Source organism: Enterovirga sp. GCM10030262 (genome assembly GCF_042666435.1).
In the GTDB taxonomy this organism is placed as follows: domain Bacteria; phylum Pseudomonadota; class Alphaproteobacteria; order Sphingomonadales; family Sphingomonadaceae; genus Allosphingosinicella.
The window spans coordinates 835,365-853,691 of sequence record NZ_JBHTDC010000001.1 but is presented as its reverse complement, the minus strand read 5'-3'; the positions used below and the strand labels follow the sequence as shown (position 1 = coordinate 853,691).

Here is an 18,327-nt window from a genome sequence, read left to right as displayed (position 1 = left end):
TATATTTAACCATATGGTTCGGCATTGGCTGCTGGCGGGATTGCTGGCGCTTGCCGGCTGTGCGGGCGGCGGCCTTTCCGGAATCCCGCAGGAGCCGGGCGCCGCCCATCCGGCGTTGCAGGCGCTCGCGCAGCGGGCCGACGGCGGCGACAAGCAGGCCCAGCTCGCGCTCGGCATCTTGTACGAACAGGGGCGCTTTGTGCGCGAGGACCTCGATCGGGCGGAGAATTTGTACGAGCGCGCCGCGAAGCCGAGCGGCGGCACGATCTACGTCTATCAGCCGCCGGTCGGGAAGGGGGCAGGGCAGGTCGTGCCGGTCAACATGGGTCCCCGCGTCGAGGGCCTGGCGGAAGCGGCGCGGCGGCTGGAGCGGCTGAAAAAGCGGCGAAAGCTCTGTGTCGAATGTATCTGAACGGCTGCATCGCCGGGGAACGACGGGTTTGAGGGAGCGCGGCATGAAGATCATCGGCAGCTATGTCAGTCCCTATGTCCGCAAGGTCCTCGCCTGCCTGGCGCTGAAGGGACTTGCCTATGAGATCGACCCGATCACCGCCTTCTACGGCAATGAGGAATTCGAGCGGCTGAGTCCCTTGCGCCGCATCCCCGTGCTCATCGACGGCGATCTGGCCCTGAGCGATTCATCGGTGATCTGCGCCTATCTGGATGAGGCCATGCCGGGCCATCCCCTGTTCCCGGCGGACGTGAAGGATCGCGCCCGCGCCCGCTGGTTCGAGGAATATGCCGACACCCGCCTTGGCGACGTCTTCATCTGGGGCCTGTTCTACCCCAAGATCGTCCAGCCGATCATCTGGGGCGAGGCTGGCGACCAGGCACGGATCGACCGGACGCTGGCCGAGGACCTGCCGCGCGAGATGAATTATCTGGAGGGCCAACTCCCCGAAGAAGGCTTCCTCTTCGGCTCCGAGATCGGCCTCGCCGACATCGCCATCGCCACCTTCTTCCGCAACGGCGCCTATGCGGGTTTCGAGCCGGACGCGGAGCGCTGGCCGCGCGTCGCCGCCTTCGTTGAGGGGACGTTGGCCCATGCCTGCTTCGCGACATTCCTCCCCTTCGAGGATGTCCAGCGGAGCACCGATCCACAGGGTCGCCGCCGAGCCCTCCTCGAAGCTGGCGCTCCGCTCACGGCGGAGACGCTGGGGACGCGCGAGGCGAAGAAGGGCGTGATGCGGCTTTGACCGGCGTAGATAAGCAGCGACGCAAAGCGGGATGGCTAGATCGCATCCTACCCTCGTCCAGGCTGAGCCTGTCGAAACCCTGTCTTTGCTCGTCCGCACAAAGAAAGGAGAGTCCCTCGACAAGCTCAGGACGAACGGTTCAATGTAATGGCCGGTGCGCGCGAGAAGGAGGCTGAAAATGGCGAAAAACGGCACCGCGGACCGACGCTCGACGGCTTCTTGGAAGAGGAAGGTGTGCTTGCCGAGACGCAGGCCAAGGCGATCAGGACGGAAGTGATTGTTTGGCAGCTCGGCGAAGCGATGCGGCAGCGAGGGCTCAGCAAGAGCGGCCTCGCGCGGCTGATGCACACCAGCCGGACCCAAGTGGACCGCGTGCTCGACCCCGACAATGGCAATGTCACGCTTGAGACGCTGCAAAGGGCGGCGGCGGTGGTGGGGAGGCGTGTGGAGGTGCAGCTGGTTTAGGAGCGCGCAATCGGCTCGGGGAGATGAGTACCGCGTCCGAATTCGTAGCATATTATCGTGAACAGCTGCGAGAGCCGGAGTCGTTCGAGCATGTGCGGACACTCATCTATCCGGTCGATGAAAACGGACAGCACGAACTTGTGATGACCTATCGAGCCCGCAATGGGTTCGGCGGCTTGAACCTCGAGACCGTGCGCGCAGAAATCGCAAACAGTGATTGTGGTTTCCGCCTCACTGCTGCCTGATGTGCGAGCTTATTGCCGCCGCCCCTCGATCAGCGAGTCGACCAGCGCCGGTTCCGCCAGCGTGCTCGTATCCCCAAGATTGCCGAACTCATTTTCCGCTATCTTGCGGAGAATGCGGCGCATGATCTTGCCGCTCCGCGTCTTGGGGAGGGCGGGGGTGAAGTGGATGATTTCCGGGGTCGCGATCGGGCCGATTTCCTTGCGGACGTGGGCGCGGAGCTCCGCCTCGAGCGCATCGCTCGGCTCCTCGCCTGCGATGAGGGTGACGTAGCAGTAGATGCCCTGGCCCTTGATGTCGTGGGGATAGCCGACCACGGCCGCCTCGGCGACGAGCGGGTGGGAGACGAGGGCGCTCTCGACCTCGGCGGTGCCCATGCGGTGGCCGGAGACGTTGAGGACGTCGTCGACGCGGCCGGTAATCCAATAATAGCCGTCCTCGTCGCGGCGGCAGCCGTCGCCGCTGAAATATTTGCCCTTGTAGGTCGAGAAATAGGTCTGGACGAAGCGCTCGTGGTCGCCGTGAACGGTGCGCATCTGGCCCGGCCAGGAGCGGGCCATGCAGAGATTGCCCTCCGTCGCGCCCTCCAGCACCTCGCCGTCGGCGTCGACCAGCTCCGGCACCACGCCGAAGAAGGGCTTGCCCGCCGATCCCGGCTTCATATCGTGCGCGCCGGGGAGGGTGGTGATCATGATGCCGCCCGTCTCCGTCTGCCACCAGGTGTCGACGATCGGGCAGCGTTCGTCGCCGACGACCTTGTGATACCAGAGCCAGGCCTGCGGGTTGATCGGTTCGCCGACCGTGCCGAGGATACGGATGGAGGAGCGGTCGTGGCGCTTGACCGGCGCCTCTCCCTCGCGCGCCAAGGCGCGGATGGCGGTGGGGGCGGTGTAGAAGATGTTGACCTTGTGCCGCTCCACCATGTCCCAGAAGCGGCTGAAATCGGGATGATTGGGGACGCCCTCGAACATGACGCTGGTCGCGCCGTTGGCGAGAGGACCATAGACGACATAGCTGTGCCCGGTCACCCAGCCGACGTCGGCCGTGCACCAGAAGATTTCGCCGGGCCGATAGTCGAAGACATAGTGGAAGGTGGCGGCGGTCCAGACGGCATAGCCGCCGGTCGTGTGGAGCACGCCCTTGGGCTTGCCGGTCGAGCCGGACGTGTAGAGGATGAACAAAGGGTCTTCCGCGTTCATCGGCTCGCAGGGGCAGTCGTCGGAGGCATCCGCGGCTGCCTCGTCGTACCAGCGGTCGCGGCCTTCGACGGTGGCGACATCGTTGCCGCAATGGCGGATGACGAGCACGGTATCGACTTCGACCGCCTGTCCTGAGCCTTTCGAAGGGCCGTCGAGCGCGGCATCGACATTGGCCTTCAAGGGCACCAGCTTGCCGCCGCGCATGCCGCCATCGGCGGTGATCACGAACCGGCTGCCGCAATCCTCGATCCGGCCCCGCAGCGCCTCGGGCGAGAATCCGCCGAATACGACCGAATGCACCGCCCCGATCCGCGCGCAGGCAAGCATCGCCACCGCCGCCTCCAGGATCATCGGCAGATAGAGGGTGACGCGGTCGCCCTTCTTGACGCCGAGCGCCTTCAAGGCGCTCGCCATGCGGACGATTTCGGCGTGGAGCTCCCGGTAGGTGAGGGTTTTCGTCACGCCCGGCGCGTCCGCCTCCCAGAGCAATGCGACCTGGTCGCCCCGCTCCGGCAAATGCCGGTCGACGCAATTGTGGCAGAGGTTGAGGATCCCGTCCTCATACCACCGAATATCGACCGGATCGAAGGACGACCCATCGATCCGCGTCGGCGCCTTCACCCAGTCGAGCCGCCTCGCCTGCTCCGCCCAGAATGCGTCCGGCTCGTCAATCGACCGGCGATAGAGCGCCTCATATTCTTCCGGGCTGCAATGGCTGCCTTGGATGGCGGAAGCCGGCGGGGAGATGCGGTCGCTCATGGTGCCTCTGATCGTTCGCGCGTGGGGAGGGAACAGTAACGGCTCGCTCCGGGCAAGGCCACGGCACAAATGCGAGCCCACGGACATTGTAGACCTGTTCCCCATGAAGAGGAGAGGCTGGATTGACGGTGCATGATGCGTTCAAGGTGGAGAGGCAAACAAGCGAGGCCCCGGGGCGGCATTGTGCTGCTCCACATCCGGGGCAGGGGCGAGTTCGCCCACCAGCACGACGCCGCCACCCGCCGGGAGATCGGCCGCAGGCTGGCGGCGCTGAAGGGCTTCCGCTTCGATGGCGAGCACGATGCGGGCCGGGATTATCCGGGGCCGCTCTATCTGGTGCCCAGCGATACGATCCTGAGCGACGAAGCGTCCGCGCTCGGCATCGCCGGCGAGGGCGATCTGTTCGGCGGGGTCGTTCCCCATGCCTTCGTCGCCACCAAGGCCATCACCCACCCTCTCGTCGATCCGGGCGCGGAGGCTCCGCCAGGCTGGTCGCACGATTTCGCGCGGCACATGGAGGGTGCGGTCGTGGAGGGATTCACCGCCTTCACCTTGGACGACGCGCGGCGTGCGGCGCTCCGGCTGCTCGAGCGGGGGCCGCTGCGCCTCAAGCCGGTGCTGGCGACGTCCGGGCGCGGTCAAGTGACGGTCCGGGACGAGACCGAGCTCGACGCGAGGCTCGGCGCGCTCGACACGGACGGGCTGTCGGAGGTCGGCCTCGTGCTGGAAGAGGATCTGGCCGATGTCGAAACCTACAGCGTCGGCCAGGTGCGATTGGACGATCTGCTGGTGAGCTACGTCGGCACCCAGGGCACGACGCCCAATGCGCGCGGCGAGGCGGTCTATGGCGGCTCCGACCTGCTCTTCGCGCGCGGCGGCTTCGACGCCTTGCTCGACTTCGACCTGCCGCAGCCGATCCGGCTCGCCGTGATCCAGGCGTCGCAATATGACGCGGCGGCGCTGGAATGCTTCCCCGGCTTGTTCGCGTCCCGCCGCAATTACGACGTGGCGCAGGGGATCAACTGCCGCGACCGCCGCTGCTCGGGCGTGCTGGAGCAAAGCTGGCGCCTCGGCGGCGCGACAGGCGCCGAGATCGCGGCGCTGGAGGCGTTCCTGGCCGACACCGGTTTGGAGCAGGCGCGCGCGTCCACGGTCGAGCGCTATGGCGGGAGTGGCCGGCCTCCGGCCGGCGCGACGATCTATTTCCAGGGTACGGACGATGTGGAGGGTCCGATGGTCAAATATGCGGTGATCGCGCCATGAACGAAGGCGGCAGGGTGACGGTCGGCGTGGAGGGCCAGACGATCGAGGGCACGATCCTGACACCGGAAAAGCTCGTGCCCGGCATTCTTTTCGTCCACGGCTGGGGTGGAAGCCAGAAGCATGACCTCGACCGCGCCCGCAAGATCTCGCGGCTCGGCTGTCTGTGCTTCACCTTCGACCTGCGCGGCCATGCCGCGACGGAGCCGCAGCGCGAGACGGTGACGCGCGGGCAGAACCTCGCCGACCTCCTCGCCGCCTATGATTTCCTGGCCGGCCAGCCGGCGGTCGACAAGTCGGCCATCGCCGTGGTGGGGAGCAGCTATGGCGGCTATCTCGCGGCGATCCTCACTTCGCTCCGGCCGGTCAATTGGCTCGCGCTGCGCGTCCCCGCCCTTTACCGCGACGAGGATTGGGACATTCCCAAGGCGGCGCTCGATCGCGACGATCTCAACACCTACCGCCAGACTTGGCTGAGCCACAGCGACAATCGCGCGCTCCGCGCCTGTTCCAAATTCGAGGGCGACGTGCTGATCGTGGAGTCGGAATGCGACGAGATCGTCCCGCATCCCGCCGTCGGCGGCTACACGGCCTCGTTCCGCGCCGCCCGGTCGCTCACCTACCGGATGATCAAGGGCGCCGACCACGCTCTGTCGACCGACAAGGACCGCGCCCAATACAACAAGCTGCTGAACGGCTGGGTCACCACCATGGTGCTGGGCGCGCGGATGGGGGATTAGTCCCGCCGTCATTTCGAGGAGAGAAGCGACGCGGCAATCCAGTTGTTCGGCGCCGGAACTGGATTGCTTCGCTTCGCTCGCAATAACGGCTAGAAGCTCGTCCCCAGCCGCACGCCGGCGCCGACATCGGGCGAGCCTTTCGACAGGCCGGCCGATCCATAGAGACCGAGCGAGAGGCGGTCCGACAGTCCGGCGTTGATGCCGGTCGAAATCTGCTGTTCGTCGGGGATGAGGGGGCTGATGCTCTCGGCATAGCCGTAGGTGACGTGGCCGCGCACCCGCTTGTCCATCCACACCGCCGCGCCGGCCCGGGCGGACAGGCTGTTCCCCAGGTCGTATTGCTCGGGGTCGCCGGGCATGGTGTAGCCGACGCCGACGAAGGGCGTGACCTGGCCGAAGCTCCTGGAGAGCTCGGCGCCCACGGCATAGTCGAACTCGCCGGTGCCGAGCCGCTTGGCGGTGGAGGCGGTCGGCACCTTCACCTGTCCGGAGAAAGTGAGACCGATATCCTCGCTCGGGACGGTGTAGGCGGCGCCTAGTTCCAGGTCGCCAATGCCCTCGCGGCGAACGCGGCCGGGCGGCTCGGTGGGATCGACGATGATCGGCAGCCCGAGGATGCCTCCGCCTCCGCCGACCACGTTGCCGGGCGCATCGACGCGCAGATAGGGGAGGGTGGCGCTGAAGAGGAACTGGCCCGATTGCACGCGCAGGCTGGTCGGCACTTCCCAGGTCTCGATGCTCTCGCCGGTGCCATAGTCGCCCTCCCGATAGTCGAGCCCGGTCGAAAGCTCGACCGTCGGCTCTGTCATGGCCGGAGCCGCGAGCGCCAGCGCCGAAATCGCGAAAAGGATCGATGAATTGCGCATGGGGTCGCTCCCGCCGTGATTGTCGTTCGGCAGGGGAACGGAAGGCGTGGCGGGTTTAATCCCCGGCGGCGGAATTATTCCAGCCGGCCTGCATCGCCGTTCGCTCGGCCTCGGGGTCGAGCGGCGCTGCGGCCATCATCTCCTGCGCGGCCTGAAGGACCACCGACGAGCCCGCCTGCCGATATTGGCTGGTGCCGCCGTCCTCGGACGGTGCGGTCATCATGACGTGCCAGTTCCCGTCCTCCTGACACGCCAGGCCGGCGAAGGCGGGAGCATCGAAGGAACGGCAGAACCGCCCCTGCCGATCGGCGAAGCTGACGCCGATCCGCGTCGCCGCATCGGACGCCTGGGCCGAGGCGAGCTGCGTATCCAGCGCTTTGGCCAAATCGTCCTGGGCGATCAGCGCGCCACCGTCCACGGCGATCTGCCCGCCACGCTGGAGCTGGATGAGCTGTCCGGCCAGCAGCCCCACCGCCAGGCTGGCCGCGATGGTGCCGAGGTTGCGCCAGACGGGCCGGTGCCCTTTTTCCCGCGCCGCGCTCAGCGAGACGACATCGTCCCTGGCGGCGCCGCTCGCGCCGAGCATCGCCAGCAACCGATCCGGCACCTCTTCGGCGGCGACCGGCCCGTAATGTCCCGATAATGTCGCCCGAAGCCGCTTCTGCTCGGCAAGCTTCTCCCGAAGCGCGGCGTCCTCCGCCAGCGCCCGCTCGACTGCTTCGCGCTCGGCGCTATCAAGCTCGCCGTCGGCATAGGCCATCAGCCTTTCGTCATCGATCTTCATCATGCCGCCTCCAACCTTCGGACGAGCGCCTGGCGGCCGCGCGTCAGCCGCGAGGTCAAGGTGCCCATCGGTATGTCGAGTATCGCCGCCGCTTCCTTGTAGGCGAGCCCTTCGACCAGCACGAGCGCGATCACCTCGCGCTGCTCGTCCGGAAGCTGGCTCATGGCGCGATCCACGTCGTGCATCTCGGCCTTGATCTCCGCATCGCCCGCCACGCCGACGGTTTCGCCCGCTTCTTCGGGCGCGAAGGTCTGTGCGCGGCGTGTGCGGGCCCGCACCTCGTCGATCCAGCAATTGCGCATAATCCGGTACATCCAGGCATCCAGTCTCGTTCCCTGCTGCCACTGGTCCTTCGCCTTCAACGCCCGCTCCAGCGCCACCTGGCTGAGATCGTCGGCGTCGGCCGCGTCGCGGGCGAGCGAGCGGGCGAACCGGCGGAGCCGGGGCAGCAAGGTCAGCAGCTCGCGTTCGAAGGCCTGAACAGGCGTCTCCATTGTCGTCGTGGAGGAAACGGGCGTCCGGAGACGTTTAATCCCCGGGACAGGAAAAATATGCAAAGGAGCGGCCGCTATGTGGCCCGGCAAACAGCTCAGGACAATGGCGCTGGGCGCGCTCGCCTGCCTCGGCGCAACCGCGGCGGGCGCGCAATTGCTGCCCGACGGGGGAGTCGGCTCCGCCCTCCCGGGAGGTGTCGGGCCGGTGCTGGACCGGGTTGGACGGACCGGCATCGACGCGCTCGACAGCGCCACGCGCGCGGCCGACCGTCTCGGTTCCGCGGCACGGCGGCTGGCGGAGGACCGCGCCGGACGGCTGCGCGATCTGGTGCGTTCCCATCCTGAAATCCTGGAAATGACCGACGCGGGGCCGGCGGTGCGCGGCGAGATCATCGCGATCGACCCCCATCCGGCGGTACTGGTCGCAGCCGTGAAAGCGGGCTTCTCGGTCGCGGCCGATGAGGATTTTCAGGGGCTCGGCATCCGCTCGGTAACGCTTGCGTCGCCGCGCGGCCTGTCGATCGAGGACGCGATGGAGCGGCTGGAGGACGTGGCGCCCGGCGGCGACTTTACCGCCAACCACATCCATATGCGGAGCGGTGCCACGTCCATCATGACGGCCGCGTCGCCGGCCCTGGCGCAGGGCGGCGGCGGCCGGCCCGATATCGGCATCATCGACGGCGGCGTCGGCGCGCATCCGTCGCTCGGCGGAGGCGTCGAGCAGAAAGGTTTCGCCGCCGGCGCTCCGGCCGCCAGCGCGCACGGCACGGCGGTCGCTTCCCTCGCCGTGGGAACCGGCCCGATAAAGGGCGCCGCTCCCACAGCGGACCTGCTCGTCGCCGACGTCTACGGGCGCGATCCCAAAGGCGGCAATGCGCTGGCCCTCTCCAGGGCGCTCGCCTTCATGGCCGCGCGTGACGTGCCGGTGGTGGGCGTCAGCCTCGTCGGCCCCGCCAACCCGCTCGTCGCCAGGGTCGTCGAGAAGGTGCTCGCGCGCGGCACCCGCATCGTCGCCGCCGTCGGCAATGACGGCCCAGCCGCGCCGCCCGCTTTTCCCGCCTCCTATAAGGGCGTGGTCGCCGTCACCGGCGTCGACGGCAGGAACCGGGCGCTGATCGAGGCAGGCCGCGCCCTCCATCTCGATTATGCCGCCCCCGGCGCCGACATGGCCGCCGCCGAGGTTTCGGGTGGCGTCGGCGAGGTGCGCGGTACATCCTATGCGGTGCCGCTGGTCGCAGGGCGCTTGTCGGAGGCCGGCTCCCTCGCCGCCCTCGACGCGACCGCGAAGGATCTCGGTCCCAAGGGTCCGGACGAGCGCTTTGGCCGAGGCCTCGTCTGCGGCGAGTGCCGCACGCCTGCCCGCTAGAAAATATCTTACCGGACGGGATTAAACCGGAAAGCCGTCTCGTTAGCCCGGGTGAGGACCTTTCAAGCCTCATCGAAAAGGCAAGGAGACAGAAAATGAAACTCAAGCTCGCAACCGTCTCGGCCGCGTTCGCGCTGATCGCGGCGCCGGCTTCCGCGCAGCTTCTCGGCGGCGGCGGACTCGGCGGCAATCTCGGTGGGTCGCTCGGCGGCACTTTGGGCGGCACCCTTGGCGGCGTCAGCAACAGCACCAGCGGCACGGCGAGAAGCTCCACCGCCACCCGCCTCGATCGCAACGTCGACACCCGTCGCGGCCGTGCCGACGCGAACGGCCGCGCGTCCGGCTCCGCCGCCGGCTCGCTGGACGGCGCCACCTCGTCCGTCCTCGGCTCCGGCAACGCCTCCGCGCGCGCCAATGGCCGTGCCTCCGGCAATGCCGGCGTCGGCGCCCGGGCGATCGGCACCGATGCGGTCGATTCCACCGTCGCCAACGCCGTCAATATCGCCGGCGGCGCGGCGGGCGGCGCCAACGCTCTGGCCGGCAACGGGTCCGGCTCCGCATCGGGCGCCGCGTCAGGCGCGGGCGATACCGGCCTCGGCTCACTCGTGGCAGCCGGGTCGGCCGCCGCCAACGCCGCCGGTGCGATCTCGGTGAGCCCCGGCATGGTCGTGCGCGACGGCGCGGGCCGGGCGATCGGCACTGTGCAGCAGGTCCGCGCCACCGCCAACGGCGCCGTCGATACCGTGCTGGTCGCGGCCGGCGATCGGGTCGCGGCGCTGCCGGCGGATAATTTCACTATTTCAGGCGACGCTCTCGTCTCGGCGATGGGCCGCGGCGAGGTTCGCAGGGAAGCGGGCAGGCAGCAGGAGGAGTGAGTTCGCGCCGGCGAGGCTCGGAACCACGGTTCCGGGCGTCGCTCCGTCGCGCTCAGCCGATGCGATACTCGCCGACGCCCTCGCCCAGATACGGGTTGTTGGCCTCGCGGATACGGGCCGCCTCCTCATTGTAGAGGAAGGGCAGGAAGGCGTAGCGCTTGCCCCGCGTCACCGGGGTCGCCTCGTGAAGCAGGGAGCAGGAGAAGACGACCGCGCCGCCGGTCGGCGCGCGATAGGTGCGGCCGCCATATTCGGGAAAGCGCAGGTCGCCGCCGTCGTAGTCGCCGGCGTTGAGGTTGATGGTGACCGCGAACTGGCGATGCGCGGTGCCCTTCGTGGTATTGTCGCGGTGGGGGCGGAAATGGCCGGCACCGGCGGTGTAGCAGGCGACCAGATAGCGCTCGATGCGGGTGGCCTCGAAACGGAAGGCGCGATCGAGGGCGGGGCTCAGCCGCCGGTTCATGCGCGCGACCAGGCGGCCGCGCAGCGCCTCGTCCTCGATCATGCAGTCGCGCCTTTGCTTGTGGGCGGCATCGACGATCAGGGTCGTCTTGCCGTCGACATCGCGCATGAACCCCGATTCGGCACCGCCGTCGCTCTCGTATAGGTGGATCAGCTCGCGGCACAGCTCGGGCTCGAACACGTTGGGCACCAGCAGCACCGGCGCCCATTCGTCCTCCGTCGGCGTCGAAACCAGGGTTTCCAGCAGGTCGAGCGCCTCCCCGCCCTGGTCGATCGGGAAGCGCTGGACGACCCGCAGCGCGCGATCGAGGATCAGCCAATGGGGCCGGTATTCGACCCCATCGCCATCGCCGCGTCCGCCCAACGCGCCATAAGCCGCGCTGACCTTCCGGTCATAATCGAGGAAGAAGCGGATGCCGGGGAGCGATTGCGCGATGCGGCCCTGGGCCGCGTCGTCCTGGTCGAGCGTCACGCCGAAGAAGCAGGCCTTGTGGTCGTCGAATAGGCGCCGCCGTTCCAGCGCCAGGCGCAGCGCCGCCGCGCAGGCTTCAAGCCTCGCGGAGCCCAGGAACAGCATCGCGACATGGCGGCCGGCGACGGTCTGGAAAGCATATTGCGGCGCGCCCGACAGAGCGGGCGCCTGGAACCACGGCGCATGGTCGCCCGGCAGGAGGAGATTCGCGGTCATCGCCGCAGATTAACCGCCGGCGCGGGCGCGGCAAGCGATTACCAGAGCATCTCCCGATAGCGGGCGAAGCAGCGTTCGCCGCATTTCAGGCGGATCAAGGCGCCCTCGGCGATGGCGGTCGCGCGGCGCGGGTCTTCCTCGACCAGCGGGCGCAGCGCCTCGCGGTTCCAGTCGGCGCTGTGCTTGACGTCGAGCACGGCGTGCAGATCGAAATAGCGCCGCTCCTTGCCCGAGAACCCGAGGCGTCTCAGCCCGGCCGCCGTGCAGGCCGAGCGCCCCGGCGCGGTCAGCTCGATGACGCCGAGCGCACCGACCGCATGCCAGGCGTAGCGGCGCGTCGTCGCCATCGCGGTCATGGCATTGGCGACGGCCAGGCTTTCCCACAATGTCGTATCGACGCGAGGGTTCAGCGCTAGCGTCTCGACCAGATGGTCGAGCATCGGCCCGTGCATCCCCTTGGGATTGCCGCGGCCCATCTCGTCCCAATAATTGCGGGCGAGTTCCAGTTTCGGGAGGGTGGGGAGCTTCACCTGCGCATAAGCGACCAGGTCGTCGAACCCGGCTTCGCCGGCTGCTTCCTGCTCCAGGAACCAGCTGATCGGCTCGATGCCGGCTTCCTCCGCGATCCAGGGGAAGAGCGGGTCGCCTTGCCCAGGTCCGGTGTCCCGCAGCGCCTCGAACCAAGCGACGAAGGCATCCACTTCGGTGGGAGCCGCCGCCGCTTCGTCAGCGACCTCGTCCCGCAAGGCCTCGATGAACCCGCCTTCCAGCCGGAGCATCCTGACGTCGCGCTCCAACGTCTTCTGCCAGTCCTCGTGGGGGAATCCCGGCGCGAGCCGCTCGTGATTCCAGTGGGCCAGCCCGCGCTGCAAGCTGTCCGTGAAGAACTGGCCGGCTTCCGCCGACGGTAATCGGGTGAATGCATTGGTCGCCATTGAGGATGGTCTCGTCGAATTAGAGTCGCATCACCAACGACTTGATGGAAACGATGTTCCTGTTCCCGTCGCGAGGGCGCGGTTTTGCCTGGATACAGGAAAGTCTGCTATGGGCGCCGGCTGAGCCCGGTTTGATTTCGTGCCCGTTCTCCCCATGTCAGGTGGCCGCGGGAGGCGCGCGCGACCGCGGGGAGCGGGATCGCCGCCGCGAGCGTCCGATTTTTGGAGCGATTATGCTGACAGCCAATTTGCGATTGCCGGCCTTTCGCGTGCCGACGCTGGATCGGCGGCACTGGCCGGCGACGCTGGTGCTGGCGACGCTGCTGGCGCTCTATCTGGTCGCCGGCCTGAACGTGATCGGCATGTCGGGCATAGACGGCCGTGCCGCCGCCCGCGTCACCGACGATCTGTCGAGCGCGGTGCGCGAGCAGGTCCTGCCGACGGCCGAGCCGCTCGAATTCCGCCGCGTCGATCCGACCGACGCGGTCGCGTTCAACGCCGCCATCCCGCTGGCGACCGGGCCCAATCCGGCGGCCGTGGCCTTCGCGTCGCGCGCCCAGAGCCAGGCCGACCGCGCGCGCGCCCTCGAATGCCTCACCTCCGCCATCTATTACGAGGCCGCCACCGAGCCGACCGACGGCCAGCGCGCGGTGGCGCAGGTGGTGCTGAACCGGGTGCGGCATCCGGCCTATCCGAGCAGCGTCTGCGGCGTCGTCTATCAGGGGTCGGAACGGACCACCGGCTGCCAATTCACCTTCACCTGCGACGGCTCGCTCCGCCGCGCGCCGATGGCCTCCTATTGGGAGCGGGCGCGCAAGGTCGCCGAGGCGGCGCTGGCCGGGAACGTCTATGCGCCGGTCGGCTGGGCCACCCATTATCACACCAATTGGGTCGTGCCTTACTGGAGCTCCAGCCTGGTCAAGGCGGCCGAGATCGGCACGCACATCTTCTACCGCTGGTCCGGCGGCTGGGGAAAGCCCGCCGCCTTCGTCGAGCGCCATGGCGGCGCCGAACCGGATCTGGCTCGAACGGCGCGCCTCGCGGCGCTAACCACGACGCCGCCCGAGGCGGTCGCGGGAACGACCGACGCCCTGGCTGCGGAGGCCGCTGAGACCGGTTCGGCGAGCGTCGACAGCTTCCAGCGCGCGGTGCTCCGGCGCTACGAGCCGGCCAGCCGCGAGGGCGTCGCCACGGTCCTCGCGAAGCAAACCCGCAACGGCGATGCGATCGCTTCCTCCTATCGCTGGGCGATGACCGGCGACCGGCCCGGCGACGAGCAGGCGCCGCTGGGCAAGAAGGCCGCCGAGGCTCCCGCCCCGCCCGCCTGTCTGGACGGGGTAAAGAAGGCCGGCGAGACCGCCGGTGCGGCCCCTAAGGCGGTCGGCTGCTGAGCTGATGCGGGCGGACGTTCGACCTGAACGGCCGTCCGATCCGCCTGCGATCCGCTCTCTCCTCCAGCAGGCCTTCCCGACCGCGGCGGAGGCGGATCTGGTCGATCGGTTGCGGCGCGATGGGGATTGCGCCCTGTCGCTGGTGGTGGAGGCGGACGGCGAAGTGGTCGGCCATATTCTCTTCTCGGCGGTAGCGGCGCCGTTTCGGGCGCTCGGCTTGGCGCCCCTGGCGGTGCGGCCCGACCGGCAGCGACGCGGGATCGGCGATGCGCTAGTTCGGCAAGGGTTGGCGCTGGCCGCTGCCGGTGGGTGGGAAGGCGTGTTCGTGCTGGGCGAACCCGCTTATTATACGCGTTTCGGGTTCGACGCGGCGTTCGCGCGGGGCTTCGGCTCGCCTTATGCCGGCCCCAATCTGATGGCCCTGTCGCTGCGAGGCGATCCGCTTCCGGCGCGCGAAGGCCCGGTCTCTTATGCGCCGGCTTTCGCGGCGCTCCGCTGACGCTCCTCAGCCATTCTCGAGGCTTCGCCGGTGGGTCTCGGGCAGGAAGAACAGCCCGACCACCAGGGTCAGCAAGGCGACGACGACGGGGTACCAGAGGCCGTAATAGATGTCGCCGGTGGCCGCGACCATGGCGAAGGCGGTGGTCGGCAGGAAGCCGCCGAACCAGCCATTGCCGATATGGTAGGGCAGCGACATCGACGTATAGCGGATGCGGGTCGGAAACAGCTCGACCAGCAAGGCGGCCATCGGGCCGTAGACCATCGTCACGTAGAGGACGAGGATGGTCAGGATGAGCACGACCAGCGGCTTGTCGATCGCCGCCGGATCGGCTCTGTCGGGATAGCCGACGGCGGCGAGCGCCGCCCCGGCCTCCGCTTGGAACCCGGCGATCGCCGCCGCTCGATCGGCGCCCCGAAGCGACGCCGCATCGGCGCTGTGGATGATCGTGTCGCCGATATGGAGCTCGGCCACCGCCTCCGGCGCGGCGGCGACGTTGGCGTAGGAGACGCTGGCCCTGGCGAGATAGGATTTGACGATGTCGCAGGAGCGCGCGTCGAACCGGTTGCGGCCGATCGGATCGAACTGGAGCGAGCAGTCGGCCGGGTCGGCGACGACGCGGACCGGGGCGCTGGCCTGGGCCGCGTGGAGCGCCGGATTGGCGGCCTTCGACAGCGCTTCGAACAAAGGGAAATAGGTGAGCGCCGCGAGCGCGCAGCCGGCGAGGATGATCGGTTTGCGCCCGATCCTGTCGGAAAGCCAGCCGAACAGGATGAAGGCGGGCGTAGCGATGGCGAGCGCGATGGCGATCAGGATATTGGCGGTGGCGCCGTCCACCCGCAGCGTCTTTTCGAGGAAGAAGAGCGCGTAGAACTGGCCGGTATACCAGACCACCGCTTGGCCGGCGACGGCGCCGAACAAGGCGATGAGCACGATGCGCAGGTTGGACCAGCGCCCGAACGCCTCGGTGAGCGGCGCCTTCGATCCCTTCCCTTCCGCCTTCATCTTGCGGAAGACGGGACTCTCCTCGAGTTGCATCCGGATCCACAGCGAGACGGCGAGCAGCAGGATCGAGACAAGGAACGGAATCCGCCAGCCCCAGTCGGCGAACGCCTCCTCGCCCATTGCCGAGCGAATGCCGATGACGACAAGCAAGGCCGCGAACAGGCCGAGTGTCGCGGTGGTCTGGATGAAGCTGGTGTAGAGGCCGCGTTTGCCGTCCGGCGCATGCTCGGCGACATAGGTCGCGGCACCGCCATATTCGCCACCGAGCGCCAGGCCCTGCAGCAATCGGAGCAGAACGAGCATGACCGGCGCGGCGACGCCCATCGACGCGTAGCTCGGAAGCAGGCCGACGCAGAAGGTCGACAGGCCCATGATCGCCATCGTGACGAGGAAGGTATTCTTGCGGCCGACGAGATCGCCGATCCGGCCGAACAGGATCGCACCGAACGGCCGCACCGCGAAGCCCGCCGCAAAGGCCGCGAGCGCGAAGATGAAGCCGGTCGTCTCGTTGACGCCCGAGAAGAATTGCGCGGAGATGATCGTCGCGAGCAGGCCGTACAGGTAGAAATCATACCATTCGAAGACGGTGCCGAGCGACGACGCGGCGATGACGAGCTTCTTGCTCTGCTTCTTTACGCCGGGGGTGGGCGGATCGCCCGCGCCAGGAATCGTCGCCATATCCACCCATTTTGCCGGAGGAACGCAGGACCGATGGTGCCGGGTGTCGGACTCGAACCGACGACCTACCGCTTACAAGGCGGTTGCTCTACCAGCTGAGCTAACCCGGCGTCCGGCTCCAGATGCGTCATAGGACGCCGAAGGTCCAGCCCTCGGTGCGGGCGATCCGCTGAGTGAGGCCATGGGGGTTCCAGTAATTCGGATCGTCGGCGATGCGCCGTAACCCGGCCGCGGCGATGAGCACGTCCGTTTCGTGATCATTGGGCTGATGAGCGATGAGGGTCGGGCGGCTGCCGAGTCCGGCGAGCGCCTGATCGAGGGCTTCCAGGGTCCGCACCTTTCGGCCGCTGAGCCCGGCGAGGCGAATGAAGACGCGGGTGTAGATTTCCACCACCAGGCTGCCGGAGGCGGGCAGCGCATCCATCGGCCCGTCCTGAGCGAAGTCGAAGGGCCAGACCGGCACCTTGCCCTCCAGCCTATGGAGCAGGCGCATTCCGGCGAAGCTCGCTTTGGCCACCTGCGCCGCGCCGATGGCATCATAGAGCGTCGAGGCCTTGCCGCCGCCGGTGGCGTTGAAGGCGTGCTCGCAGACCCGGTGGTGGAGATAATCCGCCTTCGCCCCATCCGCCGCGCCGAAATAGAAATGGCGGCGGTGGTGGGTCTCGAGGAAGCTGGCGGCGCCGAGATCCTCGTCGTCGCAAAGAGCGTCGACATAGGCCCAGAAGGATCGGGCGTCTTCGGGCGCGGCGTCGCCCGGCAGATAAGCGCCCCGCTCCACGATCGGCGGCGCATAGCTGAAATCGAAGCCGTAGAGGGTGGGCGCCTCGTCCGCCGTCGCCAGCAGCCATTCGAGCACTTCGGTGCGCGACCATGGCCTGTCGCGATCGATCAGCCGGGGTGCCGCGTCACCCGCCTCGCAAACGGCCAATGCGATGCCCTTGTGCCGCCGCCCCTTGGCGCCCGACCAGTCGATCGCGGCGAAGCGCTGGAAGCGGTTCATGTAACCCACGTCGTCCCGGCGAAAACCGGGATTTCAGGACAGGAAGGCACGGCCCTTCTCCACGAAACCCCGGCTTTCGCCGGGGTGACGGCTCTGTCTACACCAGAGGCGGCTGATCGTCGGTCGGCGGCTTGGCCGCGCGCGGGCGGGCAGGGGGCTTGGGCGCGCGGTTCCCCTCGGTCCATTGCTCGAGCAGCTTGTGCGCGGTCGGCCGGCCGCCGAGGCCGAAGGCGAGGGCGCAGGCGACCGCCGCCGAGCCGATGATCGAGGCGAAGGCGATGATCACGATCTCGTTGGCGAGGCCCATGAAGCGCAGGCCCATGGCGACCGCCAAAGCGATGATCGACCATTTGAGGATGGCGGGGAGCCAGCCCTCGGTCCCGGCGCCGCTGACCAGGTTGGCGACGATGCGGGCGATGACGACGCCGGCGAGGATGATGCCGGCGCCGAACAGCACCCGGCTGCCGAGCTCCAGCACCTGGGCCAGCATCATCGCGATGATCGCCGAATCGAGCAATTCGGCCGCCTTGATCGCGAAGAAGATCAGGATCGCGACCATCACGATCGTGCCGACGGTGCGCGAGGGCGTCGTGCTGGCGGAGGAGAAACCGAGCGCGCCGACCGAACGGTCGAAGCCCAGTGAGGGCAATATCTGTTCGATCGCCTGCTTGGCGAGCTTGCCCACGAAATAGCCGATGGCGAGCAGGATCACGGCCCCGACCACGTTGGGGATAGCATCCAGGATCGTGCGCAGCATTTCCGTTGCCGGCCCGGAAATGGAGGCGATCCGCAGCGCCTCCAGCGCGGCGATGGTGAAGGGGATGATGACGAGGAAGAAGGCGATCAGGCCGACGGAGCGGCTGATCGATGCCTTGCTGCTCACAACGGGAGGCGAATCGGCGGGGGCGGCGGGCGCCATGCCCGCATTTTCCACCAGGCCCGTCTTGCGCAGCCAGCCGTCCGCATTGGCCGCGAGGAGCGATCCTTCGACGACGCGCTGGACGATCCTCGCGATGACCAGGCCGAGGAAGAAAAGCAGCCCGCCGGCGACCAGGTTCGGGATGAAGGCGAAGGTATTGGTGGTGAGCTCGCGCACCGGGTCCAGCACTTGGCCCAGGCCCAGCGGCTGCATCGCCAGGAGGATGCCGACCAGCAAGATCAGCCAGAAGGCGATGTCGCCGATCAGGCTGCCCACGGTCTTGCCGGGCTGCGCTTCGCGATGGCGCTTGAGCGCCGGAATCCGGTCGACGACCTTGGCGATCGCCCATTTGGCGGCGCGGGCGAGGATCCAGGCGATGACGAGGATGGCGATGGCGCCGAGGATGCGCGGCAGCCACTCCATCGCCTGGTCCTGCCAGTAAAGCGTTTCGGATTCCGTCCGGTACATCGTCGCTCCCCCTTCTTTCCTGAAAAGCCTGTCGG

Annotated in this window: 18 protein-coding genes and 1 tRNA gene; 9 read left to right on the top strand and 10 right to left on the bottom strand. The window is 68.0% G+C overall.

Annotated elements, in window-relative coordinates; all coding sequences use genetic code 11:
* Positions 1–13: 13 nt before the first annotated feature.
* The 3 genes from ACFQRC_RS04260 to ACFQRC_RS04250 all read left to right on the top strand — a co-directional run bounded on the left by ACFQRC_RS04260 (position 14) and on the right by ACFQRC_RS04250 (position 1,661).
* Positions 14–412, top strand: a complete 399-nt coding sequence (locus ACFQRC_RS04260) for a hypothetical protein (RefSeq protein WP_379958110.1) — start codon at positions 14–16, stop codon at positions 410–412.
* Between the two features lie 43 nt (positions 413–455).
* A complete protein-coding gene (locus ACFQRC_RS04255) occupies positions 456–1,196 on the top strand; it encodes a glutathione S-transferase family protein (protein WP_379958107.1) in 741 nt (246 codons plus the stop codon).
* A gap of 147 nt (positions 1,197–1,343) precedes the next feature.
* Positions 1,344–1,661: a helix-turn-helix domain-containing protein gene (locus ACFQRC_RS04250; RefSeq protein ID WP_379958105.1), complete on the top strand. Its 318-nt coding sequence runs from the start codon at positions 1,344–1,346 to the stop codon at positions 1,659–1,661.
* Positions 1,662–1,915: 254 nt separating this feature from the next.
* Here the strand turns inward: ACFQRC_RS04250 and acs are convergent, their stop codons facing one another.
* Entirely contained in the window at positions 1,916–3,862 is a 1,947-nt protein-coding gene (gene acs, locus ACFQRC_RS04245) for an acetate--CoA ligase (RefSeq protein WP_379958103.1), read from the bottom strand.
* A 183-nt stretch (positions 3,863–4,045) separates the two neighbouring features.
* Between acs and ACFQRC_RS04240 the strand changes: the two genes are divergently transcribed.
* Positions 4,046–5,125, top strand: coding sequence for a DUF3182 family protein (locus tag ACFQRC_RS04240; protein ID WP_379958101.1), 1,080 nt, complete (start codon positions 4,046–4,048; stop codon positions 5,123–5,125).
* Positions 5,122–5,862, top strand: a complete 741-nt coding sequence (locus tag ACFQRC_RS04235; RefSeq protein ID WP_379958099.1) for an alpha/beta hydrolase family protein — start codon at positions 5,122–5,124, stop codon at positions 5,860–5,862. Before ACFQRC_RS04240 ends, ACFQRC_RS04235 begins: the two co-directional genes overlap by 4 nt.
* Before the next feature lie 89 nt (positions 5,863–5,951).
* Here the strand turns inward: ACFQRC_RS04235 and ACFQRC_RS04230 are convergent, their stop codons facing one another.
* Genes ACFQRC_RS04230 through ACFQRC_RS04220 form a run of 3 tightly spaced genes read right to left on the bottom strand, consistent with a single transcriptional unit; the run spans position 5,952 to position 8,006 of the window.
* Entirely contained in the window at positions 5,952–6,728 is a 777-nt protein-coding gene (locus tag ACFQRC_RS04230; RefSeq protein WP_379958097.1) for a transporter, read from the bottom strand.
* Positions 6,729–6,783: 55 nt separating this feature from the next.
* Positions 6,784–7,515, bottom strand: a complete 732-nt coding sequence (locus ACFQRC_RS04225) for an anti-sigma factor family protein (RefSeq protein WP_379958095.1) — start codon at positions 7,513–7,515, stop codon at positions 6,784–6,786.
* Positions 7,512–8,006 carry an RNA polymerase sigma factor gene (locus tag ACFQRC_RS04220; protein ID WP_379958093.1) on the bottom strand — a complete coding sequence of 165 codons (495 nt, stop codon included), beginning with the start codon at positions 8,004–8,006 and terminating at the stop codon, positions 7,512–7,514. Before ACFQRC_RS04220 ends, ACFQRC_RS04225 begins: the two co-directional genes overlap by 4 nt.
* Before the next feature lie 76 nt (positions 8,007–8,082).
* Here ACFQRC_RS04220 and ACFQRC_RS04215 point away from each other — a divergent pair, with 76 nt between their 5' ends.
* Both ACFQRC_RS04215 and ACFQRC_RS04210 read left to right on the top strand, forming a co-directional pair.
* Complete coding sequence (locus tag ACFQRC_RS04215; RefSeq protein WP_379958091.1) at positions 8,083–9,372, top strand: S8 family serine peptidase; 1,290 nt, start codon at positions 8,083–8,085, stop codon at positions 9,370–9,372.
* Between the two features lie 95 nt (positions 9,373–9,467).
* The gene (locus ACFQRC_RS04210; RefSeq protein ID WP_379958089.1) at positions 9,468–10,247 is read left to right on the top strand and encodes a hypothetical protein; all 780 of its coding nucleotides are present in this window, start codon (positions 9,468–9,470) and stop codon (positions 10,245–10,247) included.
* A 52-nt stretch (positions 10,248–10,299) separates the two neighbouring features.
* Here ACFQRC_RS04210 and ACFQRC_RS04205 read toward each other — a convergent pair whose 3' ends face one another.
* Both ACFQRC_RS04205 and ACFQRC_RS04200 read right to left on the bottom strand, forming a co-directional pair.
* On the bottom strand, positions 10,300–11,397 hold the full coding sequence (locus ACFQRC_RS04205) for a 2OG-Fe(II) oxygenase family protein (protein WP_379958086.1): 1,098 nt from the start codon (positions 11,395–11,397) through the stop codon (positions 10,300–10,302).
* Positions 11,398–11,435: 38 nt separating this feature from the next.
* A complete protein-coding gene (locus ACFQRC_RS04200; protein ID WP_379958083.1) occupies positions 11,436–12,332 on the bottom strand; it encodes an iron-containing redox enzyme family protein in 897 nt (298 codons plus the stop codon).
* A gap of 233 nt (positions 12,333–12,565) precedes the next feature.
* On the opposite strand from ACFQRC_RS04200, the gene ACFQRC_RS04195 reads away from it, so the two are divergent.
* Positions 12,566–13,723: a cell wall hydrolase gene (locus ACFQRC_RS04195; RefSeq protein ID WP_379958080.1), complete on the top strand. Its 1,158-nt coding sequence runs from the start codon at positions 12,566–12,568 to the stop codon at positions 13,721–13,723.
* Between the two features lie 4 nt (positions 13,724–13,727).
* On the top strand, positions 13,728–14,222 hold the full coding sequence (locus tag ACFQRC_RS04190; RefSeq protein WP_379958077.1) for a GNAT family N-acetyltransferase: 495 nt from the start codon (positions 13,728–13,730) through the stop codon (positions 14,220–14,222).
* A 6-nt stretch (positions 14,223–14,228) separates the two neighbouring features.
* On the opposite strand, the gene ACFQRC_RS04185 is transcribed toward ACFQRC_RS04190, so the two are convergent.
* From ACFQRC_RS04185 to ACFQRC_RS04170, 4 genes are all read right to left on the bottom strand, one after another.
* On the bottom strand, positions 14,229–15,905 hold the full coding sequence (locus ACFQRC_RS04185; RefSeq protein ID WP_379958074.1) for an MFS transporter: 1,677 nt from the start codon (positions 15,903–15,905) through the stop codon (positions 14,229–14,231).
* A 34-nt stretch (positions 15,906–15,939) separates the two neighbouring features.
* A tRNA-Thr gene (locus tag ACFQRC_RS04180) sits at positions 15,940–16,015 on the bottom strand.
* Positions 16,016–16,032: 17 nt separating this feature from the next.
* Positions 16,033–16,905, bottom strand: coding sequence for a hypothetical protein (locus tag ACFQRC_RS04175; protein WP_379958071.1), 873 nt, complete (start codon positions 16,903–16,905; stop codon positions 16,033–16,035).
* A 97-nt stretch (positions 16,906–17,002) separates the two neighbouring features.
* The gene (locus tag ACFQRC_RS04170; protein ID WP_379958069.1) at positions 17,003–18,292 is read right to left on the bottom strand and encodes a mechanosensitive ion channel; all 1,290 of its coding nucleotides are present in this window, start codon (positions 18,290–18,292) and stop codon (positions 17,003–17,005) included.
* Between the last annotated feature and the right edge of the window lie 35 nt (positions 18,293–18,327).